Annotated in this window: 14 protein-coding genes; 4 read left to right on the top strand and 10 right to left on the bottom strand. The window is 46.3% G+C overall.

From position 1 onward, the window contains the following. Positions 1-31 precede the first annotated feature (31 nt). Together ftsH and rlmE are read right to left on the bottom strand one after the other, a co-directional pair. The gene (ftsH, locus tag H595_RS0102285; protein WP_027669729.1) at positions 32-1,960 is read right to left on the bottom strand and encodes an ATP-dependent zinc metalloprotease FtsH; all 1,929 of its coding nucleotides are present in this window, start codon (positions 1,958-1,960) and stop codon (positions 32-34) included. A 49-nt stretch (positions 1,961-2,009) separates the two neighbouring features. Then, positions 2,010-2,639, bottom strand: coding sequence for a 23S rRNA (uridine(2552)-2'-O)-methyltransferase RlmE (rlmE, locus tag H595_RS0102280; RefSeq protein ID WP_027669728.1), 630 nt, complete (start codon positions 2,637-2,639; stop codon positions 2,010-2,012). A gap of 83 nt (positions 2,640-2,722) precedes the next feature. On the opposite strand from rlmE, the gene yhbY reads away from it, so the two are divergent. Together yhbY and radD are read left to right on the top strand one after the other, a co-directional pair. Further along, complete coding sequence (gene yhbY / locus H595_RS0102275) at positions 2,723-3,019, top strand: ribosome assembly RNA-binding protein YhbY (protein WP_027669727.1); 297 nt, start codon at positions 2,723-2,725, stop codon at positions 3,017-3,019. Positions 3,020-3,133: 114 nt separating this feature from the next. Further along, a complete protein-coding gene (gene radD, locus H595_RS0102270) occupies positions 3,134-4,885 on the top strand; it encodes a DNA repair helicase RadD (RefSeq protein ID WP_027669726.1) in 1,752 nt (583 codons plus the stop codon). A 62-nt stretch (positions 4,886-4,947) separates the two neighbouring features. Here radD and greA read toward each other — a convergent pair whose 3' ends face one another. From greA to H595_RS0102245, 5 genes are all read right to left on the bottom strand, one after another. After that, a complete protein-coding gene (greA, locus tag H595_RS0102265; protein WP_027669725.1) occupies positions 4,948-5,424 on the bottom strand; it encodes a transcription elongation factor GreA in 477 nt (158 codons plus the stop codon). Continuing rightward, positions 5,421-8,642 (bottom strand): carbamoyl-phosphate synthase large subunit, encoded by a 3,222-nt coding sequence (gene carB / locus H595_RS0102260; protein ID WP_027669724.1) that lies wholly within the window; start codon positions 8,640-8,642, stop codon positions 5,421-5,423. Before carB ends, greA begins: the two co-directional genes overlap by 4 nt. A gap of 144 nt (positions 8,643-8,786) precedes the next feature. After that, on the bottom strand, positions 8,787-9,926 hold the full coding sequence (gene carA, locus H595_RS0102255; RefSeq protein WP_027669723.1) for a glutamine-hydrolyzing carbamoyl-phosphate synthase small subunit: 1,140 nt from the start codon (positions 9,924-9,926) through the stop codon (positions 8,787-8,789). Between the two features lie 197 nt (positions 9,927-10,123). Beyond that, positions 10,124-10,933 carry a 4-hydroxy-tetrahydrodipicolinate reductase gene (gene dapB / locus H595_RS0102250; protein ID WP_027669722.1) on the bottom strand — a complete coding sequence of 270 codons (810 nt, stop codon included), beginning with the start codon at positions 10,931-10,933 and terminating at the stop codon, positions 10,124-10,126. 100 nt (positions 10,934-11,033) lie between these two features. Further along, the gene (locus H595_RS0102245) at positions 11,034-12,920 is read right to left on the bottom strand and encodes an MFS transporter (protein ID WP_027669721.1); all 1,887 of its coding nucleotides are present in this window, start codon (positions 12,918-12,920) and stop codon (positions 11,034-11,036) included. Between the two features lie 172 nt (positions 12,921-13,092). Here H595_RS0102245 and H595_RS0102240 point away from each other — a divergent pair, with 172 nt between their 5' ends. Further along, positions 13,093-14,412, top strand: coding sequence for a Na+/H+ antiporter NhaC family protein (locus H595_RS0102240; protein WP_027669720.1), 1,320 nt, complete (start codon positions 13,093-13,095; stop codon positions 14,410-14,412). Between the two features lie 95 nt (positions 14,413-14,507). Here the strand turns inward: H595_RS0102240 and H595_RS0102235 are convergent, their stop codons facing one another. The 3 genes from H595_RS0102235 to dnaK form a co-directional block, all read right to left on the bottom strand. After that, positions 14,508-15,308, bottom strand: coding sequence for a M48 family metallopeptidase (locus H595_RS0102235; protein WP_084153434.1), 801 nt, complete (start codon positions 15,306-15,308; stop codon positions 14,508-14,510). A gap of 107 nt (positions 15,309-15,415) precedes the next feature. Continuing rightward, positions 15,416-16,552, bottom strand: coding sequence for a molecular chaperone DnaJ (gene dnaJ / locus H595_RS0102230; RefSeq protein ID WP_027669718.1), 1,137 nt, complete (start codon positions 16,550-16,552; stop codon positions 15,416-15,418). Between the two features lie 65 nt (positions 16,553-16,617). Then, positions 16,618-18,531 carry a molecular chaperone DnaK gene (gene dnaK, locus H595_RS0102225; RefSeq protein WP_027669717.1) on the bottom strand — a complete coding sequence of 638 codons (1,914 nt, stop codon included), beginning with the start codon at positions 18,529-18,531 and terminating at the stop codon, positions 16,618-16,620. A 225-nt stretch (positions 18,532-18,756) separates the two neighbouring features. On the opposite strand from dnaK, the gene luxS reads away from it, so the two are divergent. Next, a complete protein-coding gene (gene luxS, locus H595_RS0102220; RefSeq protein WP_027669716.1) occupies positions 18,757-19,266 on the top strand; it encodes an S-ribosylhomocysteine lyase in 510 nt (169 codons plus the stop codon). Positions 19,267-19,309 lie beyond the last annotated feature (43 nt).

Raw genomic sequence — 19,309 nt, 5'->3', positions numbered from 1 at the left:
GCTTGGACAATATCAATTTTAGACAACGTGCTTAGTGCAGATTACCTTCAGAAGGCTTCGCCGATGTTGCGGTATCATCGTTATTTGATTTCGCATCCGGCTTATCATCAGAACCCGGTTTATCACGGGGCTCCCAGTTTTCCGGTTGACGAACTTCACGACGTTCCATTAAGTCATCAATCTGCTTAGCATCAATGGTTTCATACTTCATTAATGCATCTTTCATCGCATGCAGTATGTCCATATTCTCTTCAATCAGCTTTTTAGCTCTGTCGTAGTTGCGATCGATAAACTGCCGGATCTCTGCATCAATGGCTTTTACCGTATCCTCAGACATATGCTTATTTTTACTGACTGAGCGTCCAAGAAACACTTCGCCTTCTTCGTCTGCATACAACAGCGGCCCCAGTTTTTCTGAGAAGCCCCACTGAGTTACCATTTTACGCGCCAAATCTGTGGCACGTTCAATATCGTTAGAAGCACCTGTAGTTACAGACTCAAAACCGTAGATCACTTCCTCAGCAATACGACCACCGAACAACGAGCTTATCATGCTCTCAAGCAAACGCTTGCTGTGTGATACGCGGTCACGCTCAGGTAAGTACATAGTCACCCCCAGGGCACGACCACGCGGGATAATACTCACTTTGTAGACAGGATCGTGATCCGGAACTAAACGTCCAACAATGGCATGGCCTGCTTCATGGTAGGCCGTCATCTCTTTTTCTTTTTCCGTCATCACCATAGAGCGGCGTTCTGCGCCCATCATGATTTTGTCTTTGGCTTTTTCAAACTCATCCATCGACACCACACGACGATTTCCGCGGGCAGCAAACAATGCCGCTTCGTTGACCAGGTTGGCTAAGTCTGCACCTGAGAAACCCGGAGTGCCTCGCGCGATTACTGAAGGCTCAACACCTTCAGCTAAAGGTACTTTGCGCATATGCACTTTAAGAATTTGTTCACGACCTTTCACATCAGGCAAACCAACGACTACCTGACGGTCAAAACGACCTGGGCGCAATAACGCTGGGTCCAATACGTCTGGACGGTTGGTAGCGGCAATAATGATGATACCTTCATTACCATCGAAGCCATCCATCTCTACCAGCATCTGGTTTAACGTTTGTTCACGTTCGTCGTGACCACCGCCTAAACCGGCACCGCGCTGACGGCCAACTGCGTCAATTTCATCAATAAAAATGATACAAGGTGCGGCTTTTTTCGCCTGTTCAAACATGTCACGTACCCGTGACGCACCCACACCAACGAACATTTCAACAAAGTCTGAACCCGATATTGTAAAAAACGGAACTTTAGCTTCGCCAGCAATGGCTTTTGCAAGTAACGTTTTACCGGTACCTGGTGGGCCGACCATTAAGATACCCTTGGGGATCTTTCCGCCCAGCTTCTGGAAGCGTGATGGGTCTCGCAAGTAATCGACCAGCTCAGACACCTCTTCTTTTGCTTCGTCACAGCCTGCGACATCAGCAAAAGTGGTCTTAATCTGATCTTCGCCCATTAAGCGTGCTTTACTCTTACCAAATGACATAGCGCCTTTACCGCCACCACCCTGCATCTGGCGCATGAAGAAAATCCACACACCAATGAGCAGCAACATTGGGAACCATGAAATAAAGATGGTCGTTAGCCAGCTACTTTCTTCTGGTTTGCTACCAAAAGAGTCCACTTCATTTTTAATCAGGTCATCATTTAACTTTGGGTCATAACCTGTCGGAATAACGGTTTCAAAGCGCTCACCGCTGCGTTTCACACCAGTAATAACGCCAGCGCGATCCACTTTAACTTCGCGGATCTGGCCTTGATTTACCTCTTTGATAAACTGAGTGTAACTGGTTTGTCTCTCACTGTTGTCACCGGGTCCAAAGCTATTGAACACCGACATTAGAACAACGGCGATAACTAACCAGACAATCACATTTTTTGCCATGTCACTCAAGGTTATAACCTCTTCTTACCGAAAATTAGATAATTACCAGACTACTTTACTAGACTTTAAAGCCGGTAGCCACGATATATGTCTCTCGTGAACGCGCACGAGACGAATCTGGTTTACGAATTTTAACCGTTGTGAAAGCCGCTCGCACATCTTTTAAGAACTGCTCAAAGCCATCACCCTGAAATACTTTGACCACAAAACTACCATTTTGCTTCAATACTTTGTGACACATATCCAACGCAAGTTCCACCAGATAAATAGAACGCGCCTGATCCGTGGTATCATTTCCGCTCATATTCGGCGCCATATCAGATAGCACTACATCTACGTTCTGACCATTAATTCGGCTCAGTAGTGCATCAAGTACCGTTTCTTCGCGAAAATCGCCTTGTAAAAAACTAACCCCGTTTATCGGGTCCATCGGCAAAATATCGCACGCAATAATAGTGCCTGAGCTCCCAACTAAACCAACACAAAATTGAGACCAACTGCCCGGCGCTGAACCCAAATCGACTACGGTCATGCCCGGTTTAATCAACTTGTCTTGCAGATTAATCTCTTCAAGTTTAAACGCTGCGCGCGATCTTAAACCGAGCTTTTGTGCCTTTTGCACAAATTTGTCATCAAAATGCTCTTTCAACCAGCGTGTTGAACTGGCAGAGCGTTTTTTCTTGGTCATGCTATCACTCTTGATTAGTGTTATGCGTTAGATGGCGCTACAATAACGCAAATTCAAGCGTTATCTGCGGAAATAGTCATTTTATGAGTTTAACCAATAAACAAAAACAATTTTTAAAAGCAAAAGCACATGATCTTAAACCCGTCATTCTGCTCGGTGGCAATGGCCTGACCGAAGGTGTAGTAGCAGAAATCGACGTGGCGCTTAATTTTCACGAACTGATTAAAATTAAAGTTCCTACAGAAGATCGTGAAGAAAAAGTGCTCATCATGGATGCTATTGTTCGTGAAACTAAAGCAGATAAAGTTCAGGTCATTGGTAAAACACTGGTACTTTTCCGCCAGGGTAAAGATAAAAAGATCCCACTGCCTCGCGGTTAATGTTGCTGCCATTAACTCTGTAGCAAGCTACTTAACTATATTATCAACTGCCTGCATCATCATGTAGGCAATGATAACATTAAACATTTAAACAGTCACAATACCGAACCTGCCGTGCAATTAAGAGACTATCAACAGCAAGCCGTTGACGCTGCTATTGCCCATTTCAGGCACAGTAGCGAATCGGCAGTTATAGTACTGCCGACTGGTGCAGGAAAAAGTTTAGTACTGGCAGAGTTGGCGCGCCTGGCCAACGGGCGGGTACTTATTTTGACGCATGTTAAAGAGTTAGTGGCACAAAATGCCGAAAAAGTGGCTTTACTAAGCCAAGCTGGCACTGTGTTTGCTGCAGGACTAAAGCAAAAGGACAGTAGTGGTAAGACGGTTATTGCTAGCGTGCAATCAGCAGCACGTAACCTGACTCAGTTTAGCCAGCCTTTTTCGCTAGTCATTATTGATGAATGCCATAGAATTAGTCTTAGTGAAGATAGCCAGTATCAGTTACTGTTTAATCATTTACTTCAGCAAAATTCCACGCTTAAGCTCCTTGGACTTACTGCTACGCCATACCGGTTAGGAACAGGCTGGGTATACCAAAGTCACTACCACGGTAAGGTAGGCTCTGTCGAGCAGGCCACTTTTACGCGTTGTATCTTCGAACTGCCGTTACGGCCACTTATCAACAAAGGCTATTTAGCTAAACCAGTGTTGTTGGACGGCTTGGCAGCGCAGTATGACTTTAGCCATCTTGTTCCCACTGAGGGTGGTGATTACAGCGAGCAACAGGTTGATTCAATTCTCGGTAAAACGGGCCGTGCTACTAAATTAATTGTCGGCCAACTAAATCAGTTAGCCCATAATAAGCAAGGTGTGCTTATCTTTGCCGCTTCGGTGCGTCATGCCAACGAAATTGTTACTCTACTCGAGGGCTTAAATCAACAAGTCGCCTTGCTCACTGCAACAACACCTGGTAACGAGCGCGACCAGCTGATTAGCGAGTTTAAGGCGCAGCGACTGAAGTTTTTAGTTAATGTTGCAGTGCTTACCACTGGGTTTGATGCGCCTCATGTCGATTTAATCGCTATTTTGCGCCCTACAGCCTCGGTCAGTTTATTTCAGCAAATGGTAGGGCGTGGCCTTCGCAGTGCACCAAATAAAACCCACTGCCTGATTATTGACTACGCCGCAAATGGCTATGACTTATATTACCCTGAAGTGGGCAGCCCAAGGCCTACCAGCAAGGCAGTACCCGTTCAAGTGCCTTGCCCACAATGTCAGTTTGCCAACATATTTTGGGGGCTGGTCGATAACGACGGGGATATTATTGAACACTACGGCAGACGCTGCCAGGGGCTAGCAGAGCATGCGCCCACCACAGTACCCAACCAATGCAGTTATCGGTTTCGTGCCAGAATTTGTCCAGATTGTGGTGGCGAAAATGATATTGCCGCCAGAGTGTGTCAGCAGTGTCAGTCTCAACTTATCGACCCTGATAAGCGTTTGAAAGAGGTATTAAACCAAAAACATCATCATTTGTTTCGTTGTCAGCACATGTTGCTTACTGATGTGCAAGGCAGATTGCAAGTGCAGTATGTAGATATTGATGGCAATCCGTTTTATCGTCAGTTTGCACTTCAAACCGCAGCACAGCGCAGGGCATTATTTGCGCTATTTATTTTACCGCATCAACGTGCACCAGGATTAAAACCTAAAAACTACCTGACAGCCCTTGAAGTCGTCGCCGATCAAGATAAATTTCGCATGCCGCAACTTATTCTGTTAAAAAAAACCAACAAAGGTTGGCAACATCTGGACAGTATTTTTGATTACAACGGCCGTTATCAATCTAATGCTAGCATAACGTAGCACTATAGAAATAAAAAACGCCAGCCCTAAGGCTGGCGTTTTTACATCAGTAGCGTTAATGCTTAGATATATTTAACATCTATAATTTCAAACTCTACCACCCCTTTTGGCGTAGTAATGTTAGCAACGTCATCAGCAGATTTGCCAATCAAGCCACGCGCAATAGGCGAATTGACAGAGATCAGGTTATTTTTAATATCGGCTTCATCATCTCCAACAATGCGATACGTCACTTCTTCTTCAGAATCTAAATTCAAAATAGTGACTGTACAACCAAAGATCACCTTACCATTGTTAGGTTGTTTACTAATATCAATGATCTGCGCATTAGATAACTTAGCTTCTATATCCTGAATACGCCCTTCACAAAACCCTTGCTGCTCTCGCGCAGCATGATATTCAGCGTTCTCTTTTAAGTCGCCGTGTTCACGCGCCGTCGCAATAGCCTGAATAATGATAGGCCGTTTTACTGACTTAAGTTCATGCAGCTCGGCGCGTAATCTCTCTGCGCCCAGCACTGTCATCGGAATTGCACTCATCCGTTTACTCTCTTATGTAGTTCCTGCACCGAGGCTACGCTATCAAACGCACTGGCAGTGTTTGATTTAACGGTAGCAAAGGCGGCATTTAAAGTAGTGGTATAGTTGGCTTTATACTGCAGCGCTCCACGACGAATGACTTTGGAGTCTTCAATGGCCTGGCGACCGTCAGTGGTGTTTACAATATAACTGTATTCACCGTTTTTAATACGATCTAATATATGCGGCCGACCTTCTGATACTTTGTTAACCGTACGACACTCCACGCCTGCAGCTTGTAAAGCTTTAGCCGTACCGCCGGTTGCATCTAGCTCAAAGCCTTTTTCTACCATCCGTTTTGCCAGTTCAACAACGCGCACTTTATCGCTGTCACGAACTGAAAGCAAGGCACGGCCACCGGTTGGAATAAGCGTACTTGCGCCTAACTGTCCCTTAGCAAAGGCTTGTTCAAACGTGTCGCCCACCCCCATAACTTCGCCTGTTGAACGCATTTCCGGGCCTAAAATAGGATCGACACCCGGGAATTTGTTAAACGGAATAACCACTTCTTTTACTGAGAAGAACGGTGGAATAATCTCTTTAGTCACACCTTGCTGAGCCAGAGACATGCCTGCCATGCAACGTGCGCCTACTTTAGCCACCGCTACACCGGTCGCTTTAGAAACAAACGGCACTGTACGGGCAGCACGCGGGTTGACTTCAATTAAGTACACTTCGTTATCTTTAACCGCAAACTGGGTGTTCATCAGGCCAACTACGCCTAACTCAAGTGCCAGTTTCCGTACTTGCTCACGCATCACATCCTGAATTTCTTTGCTCAAGCTATGCGGTGGCAGCGAACAGGCAGAGTCACCAGAGTGCACACCCGCTTGTTCAATGTGTTCCATAATGCCGCCGATGACAACATCTTTACCATCACAGATGGCATCGATATCAACTTCGATCGCATCGTCAAGGAAGTTATCCAGCAATACCGGTGAATCGTTAGATACACTGACCGCTTCGTTCATATAGCGGCGTAAGTCTTGCTCGTCATAGACAATTTCCATTGCCCGCCCACCCAACACATAAGACGGGCGCACCACCATCGGAAAACCAATATCAACCGACTTAGTAATCGCCTCTTCCATACTGGTTACGGTAGCATTTTTCGGCTGTTTAAGCCCCAAGCGCTCAACGGCCTGCTGGAAGCGCTCACGATCCTCAGCGCGGTCAATAGCATCAGGCGAAGTACCAATAATTGGCACTCCGTTAGCTTCCAGCGCACGTGCTAATTTCAGCGGTGTCTGACCACCATATTGCACGATAACGCCTTTAGGTTGTTCTTTGCGGACAATTTCCAATACGTCTTCTAACGTAATCGGTTCAAAGTACAACCGATCTGACGTGTCGTAATCGGTAGAAACGGTTTCCGGGTTGCAGTTCACCATGATAGTTTCAAAACCATCTTCGCGCAGTGCCAGCGCGGCATGAACACAGCAATAATCGAACTCGATACCCTGACCTATACGATTTGGGCCACCACCGATAATCATAATTTTATCGCGGTTGGTCGGTGCAGATTCACATTCTTCATCGTAGCTTGAGTACATGTAAGCCGTGTTAGATGCAAACTCGGCGGCACAGGTATCTACCCGTTTATAAACCGGATGAATACTGAAACTGTAGCGCTTTTTACGCACTTCATTTTCACTGACACCTAATACGTCAGCGATACGCTTATCGGCAAAACCTTTGCGTTTCAGGCGTGCAATACGAGCTTTATCCAGGGCAACAAAACCGTCTTTAGCTAATGAATGTTCTTCTTTAACTAAATCTTCCAGCTGCACTAAAAACCAGCGGTCAATATTGGTTAGGCTGAAAATATCATCCATGCTCATGCCCATGCGAAATGCATCAGCAATGTACCAAATACGGTGCGAACCCGGCTCTTTTAATTCACGAATAATCTTATCTTTGGCTTCTGGCAGCGTGATATCAATTATTGGATCTAAACCGCAAACGCCAATTTCCAGGCTACGCAGCGCTTTTTGTAAAGACTCTTGCTGGTTACGACCAATCGCCATTACTTCACCAACCGACTTCATCTGGGTGGTTAAGCGATCGTTAGCGCCGGCAAATTTCTCAAAGTTAAAGCGTGGCACCTTAGTGACAACGTAATCGATACTCGGCTCAAACGAGGCAGGCGTTTTACCACCGGTAATATCATTGGCCAACTCATCCAACGTATAGCCAATCGCCAGCTTAGCGGCCACTTTGGCAATAGGGAAGCCTGTTGCTTTGGATGCCAGTGCAGAGGAGCGTGATACCCGAGGGTTCATCTCAATAATAACCATACGGCCATCAACCGGGTTAATACCAAACTGTACGTTTGAACCGCCGGTTTCAACGCCAATTTCACGTAAAACTGCCAACGAGGCATTACGCATAATTTGATATTCTTTATCGGTTAGGGTTTGCGCTGGTGCGACAGTGATAGAGTCACCGGTGTGCACCCCCATAGGGTCGAAGTTTTCAATGGCGCAGACGATAATACAGTTATCGTTTTTGTCGCGCACCACTTCCATTTCGTATTCTTTCCAGCCGATCAATGATTCGTCAATTAACAACTCTTTGGTTGGCGACAAATCTAACCCACGGGTACAAATTTCTTCAAACTCTTCGCGGTTATAGGCAATACCACCGCCTGAGCCGCCCATGGTAAAAGAGGGCCTGATAATACAAGGGAAACCGATATCATCCAGTACCTGATACGCTTCATCCATCGAGTGAGCAAAACCTGCTCGCGGACAGGCCAAACCAATAGAACGCATAGCTTTATCAAAGCGCCCACGGTCTTCTGCTTTGTCGATAGCATCGGCTGTGGCACCTATCATTTCAACATAATATTTAGCCAATACGCCATGACGCTCTAAATCCAGCGCACAGTTCAGTGCAGTCTGACCACCCATTGTTGGCAGCACTGCACAAGGGCGTTCTTTTTCAATAATTTTTTCTACTACCTGCCAGTGTATTGGCTCGATATAAGTAGCGTCAGCCATTTCCGGATCAGTCATAATGGTGGCTGGGTTAGAGTTCACCAGAATAACGCGATAACCTTCCTCTTTTAAGGCTTTACAGGCCTGAGCGCCGGAATAGTCAAATTCACAGGCCTGACCAATTACGATTGGTCCAGCGCCTAAAATGAGAATACTTTTTAAGTCGGTACGTTTTGGCATTGCTGCTATATCTCCGTAATTCGTGTCTGCTTATACCCTTCATCTGTCATCATGCACGGTCGTTGCCTGTGCCGAGGTGCCCAATCACTTAGCACAACTAAGCTCATGAGCCCCCGGTCTTGCCGCCTACGTGCATTTCGACATTTATTGGGTAACGGCTTTATGCTGTTGCATCAGCGCAATAAAGTGGTCGAACAGCTCAGAAGCTTCGTGCGGCCCCGGACTGGCTTCAGGGTGCCCCTGAAAGCTAAATGCCGGCTTGTCGGTACGATGTATACCCTGCAAGGTGCCATCAAACAACGATTTATGGGTTGCGCGCAAATTCGCTGGCAAACTGGCTTCATCTACTGCGAAGCCATGGTTTTGTGCAGTAATCAGCACGCGCTTGGTATCCAGGTTTTGCACCGGATGGTTACCACCGTGATGGCCGTGGCTCATTTTCACGGTTTTTGCACCGCTGGCCAATGCCAGTAACTGATGGCCTAAGCAAATGCCAAACAGCGGAATATTTGTATCTAAAAAGGCTTTGATAGCGTCAATGGCATAAGTACAGGGTGCAGGATCGCCCGGGCCATTAGAAAGAAAAATGCCATCTGGGTTCATCGCTAAAACATCACTGGCCGGTGTTTGAGCGGGTACCACTGTTAACTTGCAACCACGGTCTACCATCATGCGCAAAATATTACGCTTCACACCAAAGTCATACGCTACTACATGAAACTGTTCTGTGGGTGCACTGCGGTATCCTTCGCCTAACGCCCAACTTCCTTCCGTCCAGTGATAAGGGGCCTTAACAGTAACTTCTTTGGCTAAATCCATACCTGACAAACCAGGAAAGCCCTTGGCAAGTTGTAATGCTTTAGATTCATCTAGGTTGTCACCAGCCATTAAGCAGCCGTTTTGAGCGCCTTTTTCACGCAAAATACGGGTTAATTTACGGGTGTCGATGTCGGCAATGCCGAGTATGTTGTGTTGTGCTAAATACTGACTAAGTGAGAGTTGGTTACGGAAATTACTGGCAAGAAGTGGTAAGTCGCGGATAATCAGGCCTCGGGCCCAGATTTGTCCGGATTCTTCGTCTTCAGTGTTGGTACCGGTATTGCCGATGTGTGGATAAGTAAGCGTTACAATCTGTTCTGCATATGAGGGATCAGTTAATATTTCCTGATACCCGGTCATCGAAGTGTTAAACACCACTTCACCAACAGAAACTCCTTCAGCGCCAATGGCTGTACCGCGAAATACGGTGCCGTCTTCCAGTACGAGCAGGGCGGACTTAGTCAAGATAACCTCCAAACAGCAAAAAACGGGCGAAAACTGACACTGTTTTACAACCCGTTTTGACCCAAAATGTGATACCCGGATTTGCCTTAGGCAAACCTGACTATTTTAGGCGATAAGCACAGAATTAGCTATGCTTTTTTTGATATTTATCACAAATGGCAAGTTAAGCGTAATTTCATCCTTAATAAGGCAAAAGACTAGCTTAAATCAGCCAAACCTAACACTTGTTGCATAGTATAAAGTCCTGCCGGTTTATTTTGTAACCACTGAGCAGCACGCAGTGCGCCTTGCGCAAAGGTGTTTCGGCTTGAAGCTTTGTGTGTAATTTCCAGTCTTTCGCCTAAATCTGCGAATAAGGCAGTATGGTCACCAATAATATCGCCGCCACGTACGGTAGCAAAGCCTATTGTTTGCTGCTCACGTTCTCCAGTAAACCCTTCACGACCATAAACTGCAACGTCAGCTAGATTGCGATCAAGCGCTTTGGCAATGCTCGTGCCAATGGCCATTGCGGTGCCTGATGGCGCATCTTTCTTGAAGCGATGGTGCGCTTCTATAACCTCAATATCAGCGGTTTGTCCCATTACCTTGGCGGCTGTTTGCACCAAATGCAGCAACAAGTTCACACCAACACTCATATTAGGTGCCCAAACAATCGGAATATGCTGGCTAGCCTGCTGTACCTTAGCATATTGCGCGTCAGTTAAGCCGGTAACACCAATAACCATAGCTTTTTTGGCTGTTACAGCAAGCTCAAGGTGCGCAAGCATTGGTTCTGGCATGGTAAAATCGACCCAAACGTCGGCCAAACTTACGCTGTTCTGGTTGGTTTGTTTCAGAGCTACATCATATTTACCAACGCCAGCTAGTTCGCCAGCATCAACGCCTATAAGTTCAGAACCTGCCCGCACCGTAGCAGCGGTCAAATTAAGCTGCTGCTCTTTGGCAACAGTGATTAATGCACGCCCCATACGGCCGTTAGCACCAAAAATTCCGATAGTGGCCATAGTAAAACTCTTTATAAAATTCAGAGGCGGCTATTAAAGCAAAAGCCGCCTGCGGTAGGAAGAGAAATAGCCATCTTTATAGCTAAATAATAAGCTTTGTTTAGACGCGTTTGCTCTCGACACTGTCTTGATAGAGTTGGCGGACTTCTTGCTCCAACGTCATTGCATTGGCGACCTCTGCAGCTATGGCTGCATTCGCAACAAGACCAACTTTTGACCAGAGCCGACCTTTGAATTTAAATGCCCCACTGCCGTGATGGCTAAAAAACGACCCCCACAACCCTTGTAACGCCATTGGAACTACGGGTACCGGCGTTTCCGCTAAAATACGTTCTATTCCCGGGCGAAAGCTATCTATCTCGCCGGTTTTGGTTAAACGCCCTTCTGGAAAAATACAGACCAGGTTTCCAGCGTCTAGCTCACGCTTTATAGCAACAAATGCAGCTTCATATACGACTTCATTTTTTTGCTTACTACAAATCGGAATAGTACGCGCAGCTTTAAACAACCAATTGGCTACAGGTAAATCATAAATGGCTTTTTCCATCACAAAGCGAACTGGCCGACGCACGGCCCCTCCTATTAGCAATGCATCGACATAACTAACATGGTTTGCAACCAGCACTGCCGCCCCTTCTGCCGGAATATGCTCCAGCCCGCGGCTAGTTACCCGGTACATAGTATGGCTCAGCAAATAAATGACAAAACGCACCGCAAACTCTGGCACCTGGCTGAATACGTAGATTGCAATAACCGCATTCATAATGGCCAGCACCAGAAAGTATTCCGGGATAGCTAAATCTAATACACTTAAAAATAAGATACCGGCTAACGCGCTTACCACCATAAACAGCGCATTAAAAATATTATTGGCAGCAATCACCCTGGCCCGTTGCTGCGGTTCGGCTCGTTGTTGTAACAACGCATATAGAGGCACAATAAACAAGCCGCCAAATATGCCAATAAACAACAAATCAAACAGCACTTTCCAGCCGAGGCCGGTTGCCAAAAATTGCGACAGCGATAACAATTCTGTTGTTATACTGGCGGGGCTGCTAAAAAACAGACTGATACCAAATATGGTTAACCCTAAGGCCCCAACTGGCACAATCCCCAGTTCAACCTTATCGCCAGATAAGCGTTCACACAGCATTGAACCTGCGCCTACTCCAACGGAAAAAGCCACCAGCAACGCCGTAACGACCGTATTGTCGCCGCCCAAAACCGTCTTGGCAAAATTAGGGAACTGCGTCAAATAGCCCGCGCCCAAAAACCAAAACCAGCTAATTGCCATAATCGACAGATACAAAGTACGGTTTTGATAACTGATGCTAACCGCTGCCTTTGTTTGCTGCCACGGTGCAAATTTGAACGGATCCGCTTGATGCACTTCACCAACCAACGGAATATTGCGGCTGACAAGGTAACCCAATACAGAAAATACAATAACAACAGCCCCAATCCAGATCGGTGCATTAGCAACACCAACCAACAAACCACCCACTATAGTGCCAAGTAAAATGGCGACAAAGGTACCCATCTCTACCCAGGCATTGCCGCTTAATAAGGTTTTGTCATCCAACAACTGCGGTAATATGGCGTATTTTACCGGACCAAAAAAAGCAGACTGGCTGCCCATTAAAAACAGCACCCCCAATAGCAACAAATATTGCTCATAGTAAAAAGCCGCCCCCGCTAACAGCATTAAGCCGATTTCTAATAGCTTTAGCGCACGGATAAGCTTTGTTTTACACATGGCATCGGCCAGGGTGCCAGCCGTTGCAGAGAACAATAGAAAAGGCAATATAAACAGCCCGGCAGCTAAGTTCATGGTTAAGTCCGTGTCCCATGGCAGCGCATTAGCAGCAGTAAACGCCAGCATTAACATCAGCGCATTTTTAAATACATTGTCGTTAAAGGCGCCGAACGCCTGAGTAAGAAAAAACGGCAAAAAGCGCCGCGAGTAGATTAACCGGTTAGCTGACATAGACACTCCAGCGAAAAAAGCAGCCAAATAAATAAGTTGCCAGCATAATCAACTCAGGTAGCTTATACCAGCAGAGAAAATAATCTGCGCAAATTGACAGGCCATCTAGCCATCTATATATTGCGCAGCTATTAAGATGGCCAGGCCGTCTGTTTACTGAAAAGGTAATACTATGAATTCACATTCTTCGACACCAATTGGCGCAAAACGCTCGTTGTTGCCGCTGCTCTTTTTTGTCGCGTTATTTCTGGGGACCGGCTTGTATTTACATAGCCAGGACGTAGCGTATGCTTTTTATCAGCTACCGGGGCATGTGGCGATTATTCCAGCACTTATGCTTGCAATCTGGTTACATAAAGCGCCGTTACAACAATCGATCGATGTAATGATTAAAGGCGCTGGGAACAGCAATATTATCACCATGTGCATTATTTACCTGTTAGCAGGTGCTTTTGCTAGTGTTGCTACAGCAACCGGTGGTGTGGATGCGGCTGTTAATGCCGGCCTGAGTTTAGTGCCTGCCCCCTGGTTATTGCCTGGCTTGTTCGTGATTGCCGCGCTCATTTCCACGGCTATGGGTACTTCTATGGGCACCATTGGCGCTTTAGCCCCCATCGCTGTGGGTCTGTCCAATCAAGCAGACCTGGAACCGGCGTTAGTTGCCGGTGTGCTGTTAAGCGGCGCCATGTTTGGTGACAACTTATCTATTATTTCCGATACCACCATCGCCTCTACCCGGACACAAGGCGCACAGATGGCAGATAAATTTCGAGAAAATATTAACATTGCTCTACCCGCAGCACTGCTCACATTGTTACTGTATGTAGTGTGGGCCGGTGACAGTGCGCAAGTGCAAACAAACGCGGTAAACTGGACCGGGGTGTTGCCTTATGCGGCAATATTAGTGTTTGCCGTTATGGGTTTAAACGTCTTTGTTGTGCTGTTGCTGGGAATCGTCTTAGCCGCATTACAAGGTGCAGTATTTGCCGATTATGCCATCGCAAATTTGGGCAAAGATATCGCGACAGGTTTCGCTAATGTACAGGAGATATTCTTACTGGCGATGCTGGTAAGTGCGTTAAGTGAGTTTATTAAGCAGCAAGGAGGCTTACAATGGATAGCCGACAACATTCAACGTATCGCCAACAAGCTCCAGCTGGCAGGTAATAAAGCACAACAACTAGCCATAGCCGCGTTGGCATTTATCAGTAACCTCTGTATAGCCAATAACACTGTTGCGATTGTGCTTACCGGTGACGTGGCTAAAACGCTGGCGCAACAGCATCACATTACACCCCGGCGTAGCGCCAGCTTACTGGATATTTTCGCCTGTATCAGTCAGGGTTTAGTTCCCTACGGTGCGCAAGCGCTACTGTTAGGGGCCAGTTTTGGTATTTCACCCTGGCAAGTCGTTAGCCAAAGTTACTATTGTCTGCTGCTGTTACTGGTAGCCGTGTTGGTCGTGTTGTTACGTAAAACCACAACGCCTTAGTTTGACGGGATAGCTGGACGGAACAGTTTGGCGTTATCACATTACCGTATAACGAGGTAGCTGTTATGCGGTAATGTGCAAAATACGTTAACCGTTCATAATCTACATTTAGGCAGTGCTGACGCGGCTTTGCGTTCATTAAATGTTTTCATAGCTTCAGGCAGTTTCTCTCGCAACTCACGGATACGGGTATCTGGTGCCGGGTGGGTAGACATAAACTCTGGCGTACCACCACTGCCTTGAGCAGCCATATTTTGCCACAAATTAACCGCTTGACGTGGTTCAAAACCGGCTCGGGCCATTAAGTCTAAGCCAATAATGTCAGACTCAGACTCGTGCGCCCGGCTAAATGGCAACACAATACCAAATTGAGAACCGGCACCAATCAATGCCATAATTTCCTGCTGGTATTTAACACCATAGGCTTTCATACCGGCATCGCCCAACGACATTGCCGTCTGAATTGCCTGATTAGTGGATAATCGCTCATTGCTGTGACCTGCGATGACGTGGCCAATTTCATGACCCACCACAGCAGCCAGTTGATCTTTATTTTCTGCCACTTTTAACAAACCAGTGTAAACACCAATTTTACCGCCCGGCAACGCAAAGGCATTTACCTGATCGGATTCAAACACCACGATTTCCCAGCTTTGTGCACGAACATTCTCCGGCGTAACGGCCAACAAACTGTTGGCCACACACTGCACATAATTATTGGTTTTTGCGTCTTTAGAAATAGGGACTTCAGCTTTCATACTGTCGAAGGTTTGTGCACCCATTTTGCTTAAATCAGCGTCATTAAACAGCATAATCTGGCGTCTGCCAGTAGGGGACTGCGCACAGGCAGCAATAACGAGAGCGCAGGTCGCGGTAATAAACAACTTTTTCAACATGAATATATCCTTATTTGTGACCAAAGCGGGTAAACATATGTCAGCACCACTTTATTGTATCCCCGAAAAAACAAAAAACCACCCGCAGGTGGCTTTTTCATTTGCAGTTAACTGGTTAAGTCATCAAAAAACTTCTTCACACCATCGAAGAACCCTTTAGATTTTGGCCGATGTTTGGCCTCACCATCACCCGCCATAGTGTCATCAAGCTGTCGCAGTAAGTCTTTTTGCTTATCGCTTAAATTGACCGGTGTTTCAATCACGACCTTACAAACTAAGTCTCCAACACCACCACCACGCACAGACTTAACACCTTTACCCCGTAAACGGAACATTTTCTCTGTTTGCGTTTCAGCAGGGATTTTAAGTTTAACGCGGCCATCCAGTGTGGGTACGTCAATTTCGCCCCCAAGCGCTGCGGTAGTAAAACTCAGCGGCACATCACAGTAAAGGTTATTACCATCACGCACAAAAATAGGATGCTCTTTAACATGTACCTGCACATAAAGATCACCCGCTGGTGCACCATGCATACCGGCTTCACCTTCACCGGTTAGGCGAATACGATCACCAGTATCTACGCCGGCTGGAATTTTCACCGACAACGTTTTGGTTTTCTCTATACGGCCTTCGCCATGGCACTTGCTGCAAGGATCCGGGATGATTTTACCGCGGCCACTACAGGTTGGACAGGTTTGCTGTACAGCAAAGAAGCCCTGACGCATCGTAACCTGACCGGCACCATGACACGTTGGACAAGACTTAGCTGATGTGCCTTTTTTGGCACCTGAACCATCACAGCTATCACAACCAACCATAGTCGGTACTTTAATATCTACCGACTTGCCACGAACGGCGTCTTCCAGGCTCATCTCAAGGTTGTAGCGTAAATCTGAACCACGCTGGGCTCGAGATTGGCCACGACGTCCACCGCCGCCACCGAAAATATCACCGAATACATCGCCGAAAATATCACCGAAATCAGCACCACCGGCACCGCCGCCTGCGCCGCGGTTAGGATCTACTCCGGCATGGCCATAACGGTCATAGGCTGCACGCTTCTGCTCATCCGACAACACCTCATAGGCTTCCTGGACTTCTTTAAACTTCTCTTCCATAGCTTTATCACCCTGAGTACGATCCGGGTGAAATTTCATGGCGAGGCGTTTATAAGCCTTTTTGATGTCTTTATCGTCGGCGCTTTTAGCAACACCTAGTACTTCATAATAGTCACGCTTGGACATACTTCTCGCTCAGTGTTTCTCAACGTAAAAGGCTGCAGTATACTGCAGCCTGGGTTAAACCAAACTTATTTTTTGTCGTCTTTAACTTCTTCAAACTCAGCATCAACGACATCATCATTACCATCAGCTTGTGGCTGATCTGCAGCGTCTCCGCCCTGTTGAGCTTTTGCCTGAGACGCTTCCATCAGCTTCTGAGAAGCCTGGATAAGCGCTTGAGACTTCTCGTCAATTACAGCTTTATCACTGCCTTTCAACACAGCTTCCAGCTCTTTAATTGCCGTTTCAATCTCTTCTTTATCGTTTGCCGCTAAGCTATCACCCACTTCTTCCAGTTGTTTGCGCGTAGCATGTACCATCGCATCAGCCTGGTTACGGGTTTGTACCAATTCTTCAAACTTTTTATCGTCTTCAGCATGGGCTTCGGCATCACGTACCATAGCTTGAATCTCTTCATCGGTTAAACCCGAGTTAGCTTTGATGGTGATTTTCTGCTCTTTACCCGTGTCTTTGTCTTTCGCTGACACGTGCAGAATACCGTCAGCATCCAGGTCAAATACCACTTCAATTTGTGGCTCGCCACGACGACCGCCGCGAATACCTTCTAAGTTAAACTGACCCAACGACTTATTGTCAGACGCACGCTTACGTTCGCCTTGCAGAACGTGAATCGTTACTGCCGACTGATTATCTTCTGCTGTTGAGAACACTTGCGACTTCTTAGTCGGAATAGTGGTATTTTTCTCAATCAGCGCCGTCATTACGCTGCCCATGGTTTCAATACCCAGTGACAGAGGTGTAACGTCAAGTAACAGTACATCTTTTACATCACCTGAAAGTACTGCACCTTGAATGGCTGCACCTACTGCTACCGCTTCATCCGGGTTGACGTCTTTACGTGGCTCTTTGCCAAAGAAAGCTGTTACAGCTTCTTGTACTTTTGGCATGCGGGTTTGACCGCCAACCAAAATAATATCGTTGATTTCACCAACGCTTAAATCAGCATCTTTCAGTGCTTGCTTCAGCGGCTCAATAGTACGCTGAATTAAGTCTTCCACTAAAGATTCCAGCTTAGCGCGGGTGACTTTAATGTTAAGGTGTTTCGGGCCAGACGCATCTGCAGTAATGTACGGCAGGTTAACTTCAGTTTGTGACGCTGAAGACAGCTCAATTTTGGCTTTCTCAGCAGACTCTTTTAAGCGCTGCATCGCCAGCGGGTCGTTGCGCAGGTCTATGCCCTGCTCTTTCTTAAATTCTTCTACCAAATAATTTATCAAACGGTTATCAAAATCTTCACCACCTAAGTGGGTATCACCGTTAGTGGCCAATACTTCAAAGGTTTGTTCGCCGTCAACGTCGTCAATTTCAATGATAGAGATATCGAAAGTACCACCACCTAAGTCATATACTGCAACCTTGGTGTCACCTTTCTTTTTATCCATACCATAAGCCAATGCAGCAGCTGTTGGCTCGTTGATAATACGTTTTACGTCTAAGCCCGCGATACGGCCAGCATCTTTAGTGGCTTGGCGCTGAGCATCGTTGAAATACGCCGGTACAGTAATTACTGCAGCTGTTACCGCTTCACCTAAGAAATCTTCTGCTGTTTTCTTCATCTTTTTCAGCACTTCAGCTGAAATTTGTGGTGCAGCTAACTTTTTACCTTTAACTTCAACCCAGGCATCGCCATTATCAGCTTTAACGATGGCGTAAGGCATAATTTTAATATCACGCTGTACTTCTTCATCTTCAAAGCGACGACCAATTAAACGCTTAATCGCGAATAAGGTATTTTTCGGGTTGGTTACCGCCTGACGCTTAGCTGGCTGACCTACTAATACTTCGCCATCTTCAGCATAAGCAATAATAGATGGCGTAGTACGTGTACCCTCTGCGTTTTCTAATACGCGAGGTTTATCGCCGTCTAACACCGCTACACATGAGTTAGTTGTACCTAAGTCAATACCAATAATTCTGCCCATAACTGCTCTCCACTTATATTCTTTACAATTACAAATTGTGTTGAAGCATTTATGGGGATTAGCCCTGATCCATTCAAGGTTATTCAAGTAAAAAAATTACTTTAATAGCTAAAAGCAATGCTTTAGCCGTGATTTGCCGCTTTTAGCGGCGAAAGCGGTTAACTTATAACAGCTGACCTGACTATAATAGCTGCTATCAACCGTCGTTAATTACAGGGTTTAGTTATGCCATTATTAGATAGTTTCACTGTAGACCACACCATTATGAAAGCACCTGCTGTGCGGGTTGCTAAGAAGATGAACACACCAAAAGGCGACGCCATTACCGTATTTGATTTGCGTTTTTGTGTGCCAAACGAAGAAATTCTGTCGGAAAAGGGTATTCATACCCTGGAGCACCTGTTTGCCGGCTTTATGCGCGACCATTTAAACGGCGCAGATGTAGAGATAATCGACATTTCGCCGATGGGCTGTCGCACTGGCTTTTATATGAGCTTAATTGGCACACCAGATGAGCAACAGGTAGCAACAGCATGGCAGGCAGCCATGGATGATGTACTGCATGTCGCTAGCCAGAACGATATTCCCGAACTTAACGTCTATCAATGCGGCACAGCACAAATGCACTCACTAGAAGAAGCTAAGCAAATTGCCAAGAACATTCTTGACCGGGGTGTTAGGGTAAACCGCAATGATGAACTGGCATTGCCCGCTGAAATATTAAATACACTGTAATACCTGCCACAGATAAGACGCAGCAACGCTGCGTCTTAATAAA

Origin of the sequence: Rheinheimera baltica DSM 14885 (assembly GCF_000425345.1) — a bacterium.
Lineage (GTDB): Bacteria > Pseudomonadota > Gammaproteobacteria > Enterobacterales > Alteromonadaceae > Alishewanella > Alishewanella baltica.
The sequence above is the reverse complement of the archived record's forward strand: the minus strand, read 5'-3'. Positions and strand labels throughout refer to the sequence as shown.